The sequence below is a fragment of the Streptomyces sp. NPDC085900 genome, assembly GCF_044540925.1.
Lineage (GTDB): Bacteria > Actinomycetota > Actinomycetes > Streptomycetales > Streptomycetaceae > Streptomyces > Streptomyces gilvifuscus.
The window spans coordinates 320,620-333,673 of sequence record NZ_JBITSP010000003.1; the positions used below are offsets into that span (position 1 = coordinate 320,620).

The following is a 13,054-nucleotide window of genomic DNA, read 5'->3' on the forward strand; positions in this document are numbered from 1 at the left end:
CCTCCAGCCGCGCCCCGGCGGGCAAGCCCACGCCCACCCACCCGGGCATCCAGCCGCCCCCACCCCGGCACCCCGCACTCCCGCGCCCCCGCCACACCCCACCCCGCCCGCCTCCCCTCCCCGTCACCCCGGCCGGATAACCTCACCCTTATGAGCAGGCCTCCGACCTTCACCCCGCCGCCCGGTGCCCGCGCGTATGCCCTGCGTACCGGGCGTGGGGAGTTCGCCGTCGTGGATGCGCCCGCTGCGGCCGGCGTTCCCGAGAAGGGCACCGCTCTTCTGCTCCCGGGCTTCACGGGAAGCAAGGAGGACTTCAACCCCCTGCACGCGCCCCTCGCGGCCCGCGGCTACCGGACCGTCGCCGTCGACGGGCGGGGGCAGTACGAGTCCGGCGGCCCGGAACACGACGAGTCGGCCTACGCGCAGAGCGAGTTGGCGCAGGACGTCCTCGCGCAGGCCGCCGCCCTGGGCACCCCGCTCCACCTCGTGGGCCACTCCCTCGGAGGGCAGATCGCGCGGGCGGCCGTACTGCTGGACCACTCCCCCTTCCGCTCGCTCACCCTCATGGCCTCCGGCCCCGCCCACATCTCCGCCTCCCAGCAGCAGCGGGTCAAGCTGCTGCGCGACGCCCTCGCCGTGATGTCGATGGCCGAGGTGTGGGAGGCGATCCAGGCCATGGAGACGCCCGAGGAGACCGACACCGGCGAGCTCGACGCCGGTCTGGACGACCAGGAGGACCTGCGGCGCCGCTGGCTCGGCAACAAGCCCGCCCAACTCCTCGCCACGGGACGCCAGTTGTGTGTCGAGCCGGACCGCGTGGCGGAACTCGCCGCCGTGCCGCTGACCTTCCACGTCCTGTCGGGCGAGTACGACGACACCTGGCCGGTGCCGCTCCTGGACGACATGGCCCGGCGGCTGCGCGCCCACCGCACGGTCATCGCGGGCGCCGAGCACTCCCCGAACACCGACAGGCCCCTCGAAACGGCCCGCGCGTTCGCCGACTTCTGGGACGCCGTCCGGGACAGGACGGACACCGCCTAGGACGGGCCGGACGCCGCCTAGGGCGGGCCGGGACGCCGCCTAGGACGGCCCGGCCGGACAGCCCGGACGGGCCGGACGCCTCCGCTCCGGGCGCCCCTCAGGACGTCCGCGTACGACCGTCGGCCAGTGCTAGTACTGCGTCTGCAAGTGATCCCAGAACCCGTCCCGCAGCGCCCGCCGCAGATCCGCCTGCCCGCGCAGCGAGTACTGGAGCAGGCCCTCCGCCTCGACCAGCAGGTCCTGGTCCACCGAGCCCGGCAGATACGGATGCCCGGGGAGCAGCTCGACCAGCGATTCCCGCCCGCGGGCCGCCAGCCACTTCGCGGCGATCTGCGCCCCGACGAAGCGGACGTTCTCGCGGGTCGGCCGGGTGGTGCCGGCCTCGTAGGCGGGGGCGGTGCGCCGGGCGACGTAGGGCTTGAAGAAGTCGAGGTCCAGGGTGCGCTGGCTGTCGACCTCCCAGAGCAGGGGCTCGGCCTGGTTGCGGCCCTCGGGTGCCTCGATGCCCCACAGGTGGACCCGGGCGCCGTACCCCTGTGCCGCCTCGACCGCCGACACCAGGTCCTCGTCGCCGCCCAGCAGTGCCGCGTCGCTGATCGCACGGTGCCGGGCCAGGGACTCCAGGTCGCTGCGGATCAGTGAGTCGACGCCCTTCTGCTGGTTGTTGGCGTTGAGGTTGCCCAGCCGGACCTTGACGTCGGGGAGTTCGGCGATCGACTGCTGCTCGGCGGTGTGGATGCGGCGTCTGGCGCCGTCGTACCAGTAGACGCGCAGCAGCCGGCTGTCCGCGAAGATCGTGCGGGCCCGGTCGATGAGTGCCTCGATGAGGCCCTCGGCGTCGAGGTCGAAGGCACGGCGGTCCTCGGTCCCGGCGACCAGGCGCCCCGCGGCCGCGTACAGGTATCCCGCGTCGACGAAGATCGCATGCGTCGAGGGCGTCTTCGCCACCTCGGCGAGCATGCGCTGCAGCAGCTCGTTGGTGCGGTCGATGCGGGCGGTGAGGGCCGCGAGGTCGTCGTTCATCAGCTCCATTGTCCCGGCGGTCACGCTGCGAACACAACCGGTCCCGGTCAGTCTCGTGCGGTCATCTCGACGATCCCTTACCGGCTAGTAGTTAGTCGTTCGAAAAATTTCCTTAGCGTAGGGAATGTTTGTAACACGCAGCCCGTTGACTACATCAGAACCACGAGACGAAGGGAGAGGCCATGCGCTTCGAAATCATGCGACTCGACGAGGTCGACGGAACGCCCGTGGACAGCACCGTCGTGGACGCCGCCTCCGTCAACCGAATCGTCCAGCAGGCCGCCGCCATCGGGCAGCGACTCTGGATCCGGCCGGCCGAGACCACGGTCTTGTAAGAGACACCAGACGCGGATCACCGCCGAAGCTTCGAAGCCCCTGTACGGCATGGACGCCGTACAGGGGCTTTGCGCGTACCGGGGCTTTGCGCGTACGGCGCTCAGGCGCCCTTGATCACCTGCGTGACCCCGTTGATGATCTGCTGCACGGCGATGGCGGACAGCATCATGCCCGCGAGCCGGGTCACCAGGACGACGCCGCCGTCCTTGATGATCCGGATGATCAGCAGCGAGTAGCGCATGACGAGCCACAGTACGACGTGGATCGCGAGGATCGCGCCCCACACCGACACCTGCGTGGCCACGCTGTCGGCCTTCTGCACGGCGAGGATGACGGACACGATCGCGCCGGGGCCGGCCAGCAGCGGCATGCCGAGCGGTACGAGGGCGACGTTGACGTCCTTGGTCTGCTTCGGCTCGTCGGTCTTGCCGGTGAGCAGGTCGAGGGCGATCAGCAGGAGCAGCAGCCCGCCCGCGATCATCAGCGCGGGCACGGAGACGTGCAGGTAGTCGAGGATCTGGTGGCCGAGGAGCCCGAAGACGGTGATGACCCCGCACGCCACACAGACGGCCTGGAAGGCCATGCGCTTCTGCACCTTGCCGGGGCGTCCGGCGGTCAGGGCGAGGAAGATCGGGGTGATCCCGGGGGGATCCATGATGACGAAAAGGGTCAGGAACAGGGAGCCGAAGACGGCGAGGTCGAACATGAGGGCCTTGCTGGGTGACGAGGGTGAGCGGGGAGGCGGGGGTGGTGCTCAGGCCCCGCCGGTCCCGGGCACGGGGAACGCCCCGGTCGCCCGCCGCGTGATCTCGCCGTACACCTCGGGGTCGGTCGTGTACTCCCCGAGGACACACGTCTTGCGGCTGCCGTGGTAGTCGCTGGACCCGGTGACGAGCAGCCCCAGTTCCCGCGCGAGACCGCGCAGCCGCGCCCGGGTGTCGGGGTCGTGGTCCATGTGGTCGACCTCGATGCCGTCGAGTCCGGCGGCGGCCATCTCGGCGATCGTCGCCTCGGGCACGGTACGGCCGCGCTTGCTGGCGCCCGGGTGCGCGAAGACGGTGACCCCGCCCGCGGCCTTCACCAGCCGGATCGCCTCGAAGGGGTCGGTCTCGTGCTTCTCGACGAAGGCCCGGCCGCCGTCGGCCAGCCACTCCTGGGTGAACGCGTCGCTCACCGTCGCCACCACGCCCAGTTCGACGAGGGCGGTGGCGACGTGCGGCCGTCCGACCGACCCGTCCCCGGCGATCCGCCGCACCTGCTCCCAGGTGACCGGCACGCCCAGCTCGTTGAGCCTGGCGACCATGCCCTGGGCGCGGGGCACCCGGTCGTCCCGCACGAGCTCGCGCTCGGCGAGCAGGGCCGGCTCCTCGGGGTCGAAGAGGTAGGCGAGCATGTGCATGGAGACGCCGTCGACACGGCAGGACAGCTCCGCCCCGGTCACGAGCATGAGGCCCGCGGGCAGTGCGGCGGTGGCCTCGGCGTGCCCACGGGTGGTGTCGTGGTCGGTCAGCGCGACGACGTCCAGCCCGGCCGCGGCGGCGTGGCGCACCAGTTCGGCGGGGGTGTCCGTACCGTCGGAGGCCGTGGAGTGGGTGTGCAGGTCGATGCGCACGCGGCGGGCTCCAGGCGGTGACGGGACGGAACGGGACGCTCAAGGATAACCGGATTTACGGACCCCTCTGTCACACCCGAATGGCCCGTGCGCCCCCTACAGCCCCCTCGCACCCGAATCGGCCGTGCGCCCCCTACAGCCCCCTCGCACCCGAATCGGCCGTGCGCCCCTGCAACCCACTCTCAGGGTTTCAGCAGTCTGGGTGAGAGCGCCCCGCAGGGAACGAGCTCGACCTCGGCTCCCGCGTCCCGCAGATCCGTCAGCACCAGCTCGTCGTACATCAGCAGCCCCGACTGCTCGGGCCACACCACGGCCCACAGCCACAGCCCGCGCGCCTCCCCGGCGAAGACCGCGCGGTCGTCGGGGGTGCCGGAGACGAGCCACAGCGGGGTCGGCCGGCCGCCGGCGAGCACCTTGGCCTGGGGTGGCTTCTCGACGTTCATGTACGGCCCCGGGTCCGGCCCGTCGACGCCCGCGTACCGCGCGCCGAGGCCGACGCCCAGTTCCTCGGCGACGAGGATCAGCTCCCCTATGCCGCCGAGCGGGCCCGGTCCCGAGCAGGCCACCGCGGTGGCCCGGCCGCCGTGCCGGTCGTCGCCCGCGCATGCCACGCCCGTGAACAGCCAGCCGACCGGCAGGGGCCACGGCATCCACACCGGCACCTGCGTGCGATGCACCACGACGCTGAGGGCCTCGACGCTGGGCGGGACCACGGGCTGCACCGGGTGCACGGTGCCGTGCACATCACACTGCCAGGAATCGGCGAAGAGTCCGGGAGCCCTGACCCGGCCACCACACTTCGGGCAACTGGGTTCGCCCCTCATAGGGCCCCACGGTCCTACCCCTGCTCCGTCACGTCAAGGACGATCACCCGTCCGGACGGAACCGTTCACGACAATCCCCGCCCAAAATTAGATGCAGCTTGCATTAATTAGCTGCTCTAACTTACTATGTGTATACACCAACTATCTCGACCGGAAGTGGAGGAAGCATGGCTGACCCATTCGACGCGGGAGCCGGCGGCATCCTGCGGCAGCCGAAGGCCGTGTGGGCGACGGCCGGCGCGTCCGTCGTCGCCTTCATGGGCATCGGACTCGTGGACCCGATCCTGCCGTCCATCGCCAAGGGCCTCGACGCGACCGCGAGTCAGGTGTCGCTGCTGTTCACCTCGTACTTCCTGATCACCGCCGTGGCGATGCTGCTGACCGGCTTCGTCTCCAGCCGCATCGGCGGCCGCAGGACGCTGCTGCTCGGCCTGGCCTTCGTCGTCGTCTTCGCCGGCCTGGCCGGCACCTCCGGCTCGGTCGGCGAACTGGTCGGCTTCCGCGCCGGGTGGGGCCTCGGCAACGCCCTGTTCGTCTCGACGGCCCTCGCGGTCATCGTGGGCGCTGCGGCGGGCGGCAGCGCGGCGGCGATCCTGCTCTACGAGTCCGCCCTGGGCCTCGGCATGGCCTGCGGCCCGCTGCTGGGCGCGGTGCTGGGGAACGTCAGCTGGCGTTACCCGTTCTTCGGTACGGCCACACTGATGGCGATCGGCTTCCTGTGCATCACGGCGTTCCTGAAGGAGCAGCCGAAGCCGGCCCGCAAGACCTCGCTCCTCGACCCGATCAGGGCGCTCGGCCACGGAGGGCTCGCCTCCGCCGCCGCCTCCGCGTTCTTCTACAACTACACGTTCTTCACCGTGCTGGCCTTCACGCCGTTCGTGCTGAACATGACCCCGTACAAGTCGGGAGCGGTGTTCTTCGCCTGGGGCCTGCTGCTGGCCGTGTTCTCGGTGGTCGTCGCGCCGCGCCTGCAGGAGCGGTTCGGCTCCCTGAAGGTGCTCGGCGGCTCCCTGGTGCTGCTGGCCGTGGACGTACTCGTCCTCGGCTACGGCGACCACACCACCGCCGTCGTCTGCACGATCCTGTCCGGCGCGTTCATCGGCGTGAACAACACCGTCTACACCGAGCTGGCCCTCGGCGTGTCGGACGCGCCGCGCCCGGTGGCGAGCGCGGGCTACAACTTCGTGCGCTGGTTCGCGGCCGCCGCGGCGCCGTACTTCGCGCCGAAGATCGAGGAGTGGACCGACATCCACGTCCCGTTCGTGGTCGCCGCGGTCACCGCGCTGCTGGGCGCGCTCGTCGTCGCCGTACGGCGCAATGCCCTCACGCACGAGGCGGAGGAGCTGGAGACCGCGCACGCGACCGAGGACGGTGTCACCGTCTTCGCCAACTGACGCGAGCCGGACGCCGGTTGGTGAGCTTGCTCACTCGCGGGTCAGTCCAGCGGGACGGACTTCCGGGACGGGTCCCTGAGGTCCGTCCCATGCGTCAGCCAGCGCTCCTGGAGGGCCTGCGCGCCGTGCACGCGCTTCCAGGCCGCCTCGTTCGCCGTCATGGGCAGCAGGGGCAGGAAGCGGACGGGGTCGAGGGGCTCGTCGAGCGCGAGGTCCTCGACCAGGCCGCCGGGCTCGGCGACCAGGACGGAGCTGAACGGCGCGCCGGGCCAGAGGGGTTCACCCACGTCGAGGGAGGCCCCCGGAGCCACGATCACGCCCTCGACCTGCGGGGACGCGGCGAGGACGGCGAGCGGGCGCAGCGCCTTGTCGGTGTCGGCGAGACCCGCGCGCACCGAGAGGACCAGTTCGGCGCGCGGTCCCTTGACCGGGTCGGCGAGCACCGCGGTGGGGTCGCTCATCGGCTGCGCGGACATGCCGAGGGTGGCGTAGCGGACGATGTCGTCCTCGTGGAAACGGAGCACCTCGATGCGGTCCGTGCCGAGGAACGTGACCGCCGCGCGGGCGTCCGGTTCGCCCAGGGCGGTGCGCAACCTTGCCTCGACCAGAGGAAGAACATCAACCATGCGGCGAGCATAGAACTCGTCAGTACCGGGCAAAGCAGCGCCTTGACACTTTGGGCGGCTGATACTCTGGCCCGGTCGTCGGGGCAGCACGCAGAAGCGTCGCGATCGAGTCCCGACACTGTGGAACTCCCTTGCGGGAGTGGATCGTCCCTTACGAGGGACCGGCCGGAGGAGGTGGGGCTGTCATGGATCGAAGTCACCCGTGCAGTACCACTCGCTCTTCCCGCCGCTGATGTAGCTGGTCCGGCTCTGGCTGACCGCCTCCTTTCAGGTCTGCGTCCTCACGCGGAAGAGCACTTCGTCTCGCCCTGCCTGATCTGTCCGATCTGAATCAGCAGCGAAACCCGCCACCGCGACGGTGCGGTGCTCCCCGCTTTGTGGACGTGCCAAACACCCACGGCCCAGGACGTCCCCATTCCGGGTAGTTCCATCCGTCGTCGGCGCCCTTTCGTTGCCTGCCACGAAGGAGCCAGCCATGTCGATGATCCGTGACCTCCGCGACGCGGTCCGCCCGTCCCGCCCCGCGCTGCGCAAGGGCGCGCTGCACCTGGACAACGGCGGTTACGACACCACGCGTGACCCGGCTACCCCCTCGGCCGTCGTCGACTGCGCCGTCTACCGCGACGGCGCCCGGGTGCAGACCCCGCAGCCGCTGACCCCGCACGAGGCGATGCGTTCGGTGCGGCGCGACGGCGGCTTCGTGTGGATCGGGCTGCACGAGCCGACCGAGTCCGAATTCTCCGGCGTCGCAAGCGAGTTCGGGCTGCACCCGCTGGCCGTGGAGGACGCCGTCCAGGCCCACCAGCGGCCCAAGCTGGAGCGGTACGACGACTCCCTGTTCACCGTCTTCAAGACCATCCACTACGTCGAGCACGACGAGCTCACCGCCACCAGCGAGATCGTCGAGACCGGCGAGGTCATGTGCTTCACCGGGCGGGACTTCTTCATCACCGTCCGGCACGGCGGCCAGGGTTCGCTGCGCGCGCTGCGCCACCGCCTCCAGGACGACCCCGAGCTGCTCGCCAAGGGCCCCTCGGCGGTACTGCACGCGATCGCCGACCACGTCGTCGACGGCTACCTCGCGGTCGCCGACGCCATGCAGGACGACATCGACGAGGTGGAGACCGAGGTCTTCTCGCCCGGCCGCGGCGGTGTCGCGCGCGGTGTCGACTCGGCGCGGATCTACCAGCTCAAGCGTGAGGTGCTGGAGTTCAAGCGGGCGGTGTCGCCGCTGCTGCGGCCGATGCAGCTGCTGAGCGAGCGGCCGATGCGGCTGATCGACCCGGACATCCAGAAGTACTTCCGGGACGTCGCCGACCACCTGGCCCGCGTCCAGGAGCAGGTCTTCAGCTTCGACGAGCTGCTGAACTCCATCCTCCAGGCCAACCTCGCCCAGGCGTCGGTCGCGCAGAACGAGGACATGCGGAAGATCACCGCGTGGGCGGCCATCATCGCCGTCCCGACGATGGTGACCGGCGTGTACGGCATGAACTTCGACTCCATGCCGGAACTCCACTGGCACTACGGCTACCCGACGGTCCTGTGCGTCACGGTGGCCCTGTGCGTCGGCATCCACCGCAGCCTGAAGCGGAACGGCTGGCTGTGAGACGGCCTGGATAGGCTGAGCCCATGACAAGCGAGCTGCTCGACCAGGCCCTCGTCGAGGAGGCCACGAAGAAGTCCGGCCTCATCTGGGTCCGGGGTGCCGGGGTGCCGGCCCGCGCGCTGTGGCACGTGTGGCACGAGGGTGCCGCGTGCGTGGTCGGCGACGGTCCCGGTGAGCAGCCGTTGTCCGGGCTGGCCGACGGCGGTCCGGCCGAGGTGACCGTGCGCAGCAAGGACAAGGGCGGCCGGCTGGTGACCTGGCCGGCGAAGGTCGTGGAACTCGCGTCCGGATCCGAGGCCTGGCAGGCCGCGGTCGCCGAACTGAAGGGCAAGCGTCTCAACGCACCCGACGGAGAGGCGATGCCCGAGCGCTGGGCACGCGAGTGCCGGGTGCTGCGCCTGGAACCGGCGGGGACGCCCGCGCCTCTGCCGGACGGTTCGCTGGCGGAAGCACCGCTGCCGTCCCCCGCCACCACGCGCCGGCCGGTCCCCGCGGGACTTCCCCGACTGCTCTTCAAGAGGAAACGCGGGCGCGGCTAGCCGTTCAGGACGTCGGCAGCTGCTTGCCGTAGTCGACCGTTTCGCTCTTGTCGGGCTCGGTGAGCGCGAAGTCCTTGTTCCAGGAGGAGAAGGTCAGCGTGCCCGCGCCGCCCGCGCGTTGCAGGCGCAGGGGGTACGGCTTGCCCTCCAGGGAGACGTCGAGGGTGCCGCCGGAGCCTTTGTCGCCGGTGATGCGGATGGTGCGGGTACCCGACTGCTCGTGATGACCGTCGGTCGCGAGGGACCCGTGCAGGGTCAACAGCCCTTCGAGGAGGACGTCCTTGTCCGTGAAGCCACTGAACCTCTTGTACGAGGGGTCGCCCTGCGGCACTTTCACGTACTTGCCGTCCAGCTTGCCGGCGCTCGCGGCGCCCGTGTCGCCGTCGGCGTGGTTCCAGAAGCCCGCGTCGGCCTTCAGATACAGCTTCCCGCCGATCCGCAGCAGCCCGAAGGCGACGCCCTTGGAGGTGACCGAGCCGGTGCCGCCGTCGGGCTTGAGGCGCATGTCGATTGTGTACGTGCGCCCGTTGGTGACCACGGTTCCGGAGAGCCGTACGGTCTGCGCCGACTCGGCGGCCGCCCGGGTTCTCGACTGGATCTGCGCGGCCGACAGCTTGCCGACGCCGTTGGTGCCGGCGTCGGGGTCCTCGCTGCATCCCGTGAGGAACCCCGTGCCCGTCACGACCAGGGCGCACATCGCACTCAGCAGCGTGGTCCGGCGGATACGGTCCTGGGGGATCACAGACACAGGTGGGGCTGCCTTCCGGTCGTGGGACGTGAGCGGCGTACGGCAGCGTACCGGGGGGCCGCGGGCCCGGGCGGAGGCAGTCCGTCCGGACCTCCCACCAGGGCGACCACGATCGTGACGGGCTAGCCTGAAGCCCACCGGAGTGGGCAAAGCGGAAAAGAAACGCAAGCCGAAACACCCGTAGAAATACCCGTCAGAAAAGGAGGCGCGGCCATGGCAGCGGGCGCCCCCCGGATCTTCGTCTCGCACCTCTCCGGTGTCGCCGTGTTCGATCCCAACGGCGACCAGGTGGGTCGCGTGCGCGATCTGGTCGTCATGCTCCGCGTCGGGCGGCGACCCCCGCGCGTGCTCGGGCTCGTCGTGGAACTGTCCACCCGGCGCCGCATCTTCCTGCCGATGACCCGGGTGACCGGCATCGAGTCCGGACAGGTCATCACCACCGGTGTGCTCAACGTCCGCCGCTTCGAGCAACGGCCCACCGAGCGCCTCGCGTTCGGCGAGCTCCTCGACCGGCGCGTGACGCTCGTGGAGACCGGCGAGGAGGTCACCGTCCTCGATCTGTCGGTGCATCACCTGGCGGCCCGCCGGGACTGGGAGGTCGACCGCGTCTTCGTCCGCAAGGGCAGGAAGGGCAGCGCCTTCCGGCGGGCCAAGGGCGAGACGCTGACGGTCGAGTGGTCCGCGGTGACCGGCTTCTCCCTGGAGGAGCACGGACAGGGCGCCGAGAGCCTCCTGGCCACCTTCGAGCAGCTGCGCCCGGCCGACCTCGCCAACGTTCTGCACCACCTGTCCGCCAAGCGACGCGCGGAGGTCGCCGCCGCTCTCGACGACGACCGACTGGCCGACGTGCTCGAGGAACTCCCGGAGGACGACCAGATCGAGATCCTCGGCAAGCTGAAGGAGGAGCGGGCGGCGGACGTCCTGGAGGCCATGGACCCGGACGACGCGGCCGACCTGCTCTCCGAACTGCCCGAGGAGGACAAGGAGCGGCTGCTGAGCCTGATGGAGCCCGCCGACGCGGCCGACATGCGGCGTCTGATGGCGTACGAGGAGCACACGGCGGGCGGTCTGATGACCACCGAGCCGATCGTGCTGCGGCCGGACGCCACCGTCGCCGACGCCCTCGCCCGGGTGCGCAACGCCGACCTCTCCCCCGCCCTCGCCGCCCAGGTCTACGTCTGCCGGCCGCCGGACGAGACCCCCACCGGCAAGTACCTGGGCACGGTCCACTTCCAGCGCCTGCTGCGCGACCCGCCGTACACCCTGGTCGGCTCGATCATCGACGACGACCTGCAGCCGCTGGGCCCCGACGACGCGCTGCCGGTCGTCGCCGGTTTCTTCGCGACGTACGACATGGTCGCGGCGCCCGTCGTGGACGAGTCCGGCTCGCTGCTGGGCGCGGTGACCGTGGACGACGTCCTCGACCACATGCTGCCCGAGGACTGGCGGGAGACGGAGTTCCACCTGGACGACGAGGACCCGGAGGGGGTGGCCGCGCATGGCTCCTGAGCGCGAGAGCACGCGTGAGCGGACCCCGGCGGGCGCGACGGCGAGCACCGGCCCGCGGCCGAGGCTGGACCAGCCGCGTCCGCCGCGCCGGCGGCTGATCCCCGAGTGGGACCCGGAGGCCTTCGGCCGGCTCTCGGAGCGCATCGCGCGCTTCCTCGGCACCGGACGGTTCATCGTCTGGATGACGGTCGTCATCATCGTCTGGGTGCTGTGGAACATCTTCGCGCCGAAGGACCTGCGCTTCGACAACTACCCGTTCATCTTCCTGACCCTGATGCTGTCCCTGCAGGCCTCCTACGCGGCCCCGCTGATCCTGCTCGCGCAGAACCGGCAGGACGACCGCGACCGGGTCAACCTGGAACAGGACCGCAAGCAGAACGAGCGCTCCATCGCCGACACCGAGTACCTGACCCGCGAGATCGCCGCCCTGCGCATCGGCCTCGGCGAGGTCGCGACCCGCGACTGGATCCGCTCGGAGCTGCAGGACCTGATGAAGGAGCTGGAGTACCGCAAGGACGGGCACCACGAACACGCCGTATTCCCGGCAGAACGGTCGCGGGCACGTGACGTAGACGACCGGTGACGGGCTTACCTGGGCCGGGCCGCCGAGCCGTACCATCGTTCCTATGGCTAGCGAAGACGCGGTGCGCGAGGCACTGGCGACGGTGAACGACCCCGAGATCAACCGCCCCATCACCGAGCTCGGGATGGTCAAATCGGTGGAGATCGGGGCAGACGGCGCGGTCGCGGTCACCGTGTACCTGACGGTCTCCGGCTGCCCCATGCGGGAGACCATCACGCAGCGCGTGACCGAGGCGGTCTCCCGGGTCGAGGGCGTCACCCGCGTCGACGTCACGCTGGACGTGATGAGCGACGAGCAGCGCAAGGAGCTGGCGAACGCGCTGCGCGGCGGCCAGGCCGAGCGCGAGGTCCCCTTCGCCAAGCCGGGCTCGCTGACCCGCGTGTACGCGGTCGCGTCCGGCAAGGGCGGCGTCGGCAAGTCGTCGGTGACGGTGAACCTGGCGGCGGCGATGGCGGCGGACGGCCTCAAGGTCGGTGTCGTCGACGCCGACATCTACGGCCACAGCGTGCCGCGCATGCTCGGCGCGGACGGCCGTCCCACCCAGGTCGAGAACATGATCATGCCGCCGTCGGCGAACGGCGTGAAGGTCATCTCCATCGGCATGTTCACGCCGGGCAACGCGCCGGTGGTGTGGCGCGGCCCGATGCTGCACCGCGCGCTGCAGCAGTTCCTCGCCGACGTCTACTGGGGCGACCTGGACGTCCTGCTCCTGGACCTGCCCCCGGGCACCGGCGACATCGCGATCTCGGTCGCCCAGCTGGTCCCGAACGCCGAGATCCTCGTCGTGACGACCCCGCAGCAGGCGGCCGCCGAGGTGGCCGAGCGGGCGGGCTCGATCGCCGTGCAGACCCACCAGAAGATCGTCGGCGTGGTCGAGAACATGTCCGGGCTGCCCTGCCCGCACTGCGGCGAGATGGTCGACGTCTTCGGCACGGGCGGCGGCCAGTCGGTCGCCGACGGCCTGACCCGCACGACGGGTGCGACGGTCCCGGTGCTGGGCAGCATCCCGATCGACGTCCGTCTGCGCGAGGGCGGCGACGAGGGCAAGCCGGTCGTCCTGACCGACCCCGACAGCCCGGCGGGCACCGCCCTGCGAGGCATCGCGGGCAAGCTGGGCGGGCGGCAGCGCGGACTCTCGGGACTGTCCCTGGGGATCACCCCGAAGAACAAGTTCTAGACCCGCCCGAAGGCACGGGGAACTGCGCGACCGGCC

The 13,054-nt window shown here is 70.7% G+C and carries 14 protein-coding genes; 8 read left to right on the top strand and 6 right to left on the bottom strand.

Going from position 1 to position 13,054, the window contains the following annotated elements:
- Positions 1–150: 150 nt before the first annotated feature.
- Complete coding sequence (locus ACIGDI_RS10835; protein ID WP_399893705.1) at positions 151–1,041, top strand: alpha/beta fold hydrolase; 891 nt, start codon at positions 151–153, stop codon at positions 1,039–1,041.
- 129 nt (positions 1,042–1,170) lie between these two features.
- Here ACIGDI_RS10835 and ACIGDI_RS10840 read toward each other — a convergent pair whose 3' ends face one another.
- Entirely contained in the window at positions 1,171–2,064 is an 894-nt protein-coding gene (locus ACIGDI_RS10840) for an NYN domain-containing protein (RefSeq protein WP_399893708.1), read from the bottom strand.
- Between the two features lie 182 nt (positions 2,065–2,246).
- Between ACIGDI_RS10840 and ACIGDI_RS10845 the strand changes: the two genes are divergently transcribed.
- Positions 2,247–2,399 (top strand): hypothetical protein, encoded by a 153-nt coding sequence (locus ACIGDI_RS10845; protein ID WP_200704449.1) that lies wholly within the window; start codon positions 2,247–2,249, stop codon positions 2,397–2,399.
- A gap of 101 nt (positions 2,400–2,500) precedes the next feature.
- On the opposite strand, the gene ACIGDI_RS10850 is transcribed toward ACIGDI_RS10845, so the two are convergent.
- From ACIGDI_RS10850 to ACIGDI_RS10860, 3 genes are all read right to left on the bottom strand, one after another.
- Positions 2,501–3,106: a MarC family protein gene (locus ACIGDI_RS10850; protein WP_200704448.1), complete on the bottom strand. Its 606-nt coding sequence runs from the start codon at positions 3,104–3,106 to the stop codon at positions 2,501–2,503.
- Positions 3,107–3,154: 48 nt separating this feature from the next.
- Positions 3,155–4,012 carry a PHP domain-containing protein gene (locus ACIGDI_RS10855; RefSeq protein WP_399893713.1) on the bottom strand — a complete coding sequence of 286 codons (858 nt, stop codon included), beginning with the start codon at positions 4,010–4,012 and terminating at the stop codon, positions 3,155–3,157.
- Between the two features lie 182 nt (positions 4,013–4,194).
- Positions 4,195–4,836 (bottom strand): DUF6758 family protein, encoded by a 642-nt coding sequence (locus tag ACIGDI_RS10860; RefSeq protein ID WP_200704446.1) that lies wholly within the window; start codon positions 4,834–4,836, stop codon positions 4,195–4,197.
- 167 nt (positions 4,837–5,003) lie between these two features.
- Between ACIGDI_RS10860 and ACIGDI_RS10865 the strand changes: the two genes are divergently transcribed.
- Complete coding sequence (locus tag ACIGDI_RS10865; RefSeq protein ID WP_399893716.1) at positions 5,004–6,230, top strand: MFS transporter; 1,227 nt, start codon at positions 5,004–5,006, stop codon at positions 6,228–6,230.
- Positions 6,231–6,271: 41 nt separating this feature from the next.
- Here ACIGDI_RS10865 and ACIGDI_RS10870 read toward each other — a convergent pair whose 3' ends face one another.
- Positions 6,272–6,856 carry a suppressor of fused domain protein gene (locus ACIGDI_RS10870; protein ID WP_399893719.1) on the bottom strand — a complete coding sequence of 195 codons (585 nt, stop codon included), beginning with the start codon at positions 6,854–6,856 and terminating at the stop codon, positions 6,272–6,274.
- 475 nt (positions 6,857–7,331) lie between these two features.
- On the opposite strand from ACIGDI_RS10870, the gene ACIGDI_RS10875 reads away from it, so the two are divergent.
- Positions 7,332–8,462, top strand: coding sequence for a magnesium and cobalt transport protein CorA (locus ACIGDI_RS10875; RefSeq protein WP_399893722.1), 1,131 nt, complete (start codon positions 7,332–7,334; stop codon positions 8,460–8,462).
- Positions 8,463–8,485: 23 nt separating this feature from the next.
- Positions 8,486–9,001, top strand: a complete 516-nt coding sequence (locus ACIGDI_RS10880) for a hypothetical protein (protein ID WP_200704442.1) — start codon at positions 8,486–8,488, stop codon at positions 8,999–9,001.
- Positions 9,002–9,005: 4 nt separating this feature from the next.
- Here the strand turns inward: ACIGDI_RS10880 and ACIGDI_RS10885 are convergent, their stop codons facing one another.
- Positions 9,006–9,749, bottom strand: coding sequence for a hypothetical protein (locus ACIGDI_RS10885; protein ID WP_399893725.1), 744 nt, complete (start codon positions 9,747–9,749; stop codon positions 9,006–9,008).
- A 213-nt stretch (positions 9,750–9,962) separates the two neighbouring features.
- On the opposite strand from ACIGDI_RS10885, the gene ACIGDI_RS10890 reads away from it, so the two are divergent.
- From ACIGDI_RS10890 to ACIGDI_RS10900, 3 genes are read left to right on the top strand one after another with little or no spacing between them, the layout of a single operon-like run.
- Positions 9,963–11,258, top strand: a complete 1,296-nt coding sequence (locus ACIGDI_RS10890) for a magnesium transporter MgtE N-terminal domain-containing protein (RefSeq protein ID WP_399893728.1) — start codon at positions 9,963–9,965, stop codon at positions 11,256–11,258.
- The gene (locus tag ACIGDI_RS10895) at positions 11,248–11,841 is read left to right on the top strand and encodes a DUF1003 domain-containing protein (protein WP_399893731.1); all 594 of its coding nucleotides are present in this window, start codon (positions 11,248–11,250) and stop codon (positions 11,839–11,841) included. Before ACIGDI_RS10890 ends, ACIGDI_RS10895 begins: the two co-directional genes overlap by 11 nt.
- A gap of 43 nt (positions 11,842–11,884) precedes the next feature.
- On the top strand, positions 11,885–13,018 hold the full coding sequence (locus ACIGDI_RS10900) for an Mrp/NBP35 family ATP-binding protein (protein ID WP_200704438.1): 1,134 nt from the start codon (positions 11,885–11,887) through the stop codon (positions 13,016–13,018).
- Positions 13,019–13,054 lie beyond the last annotated feature (36 nt).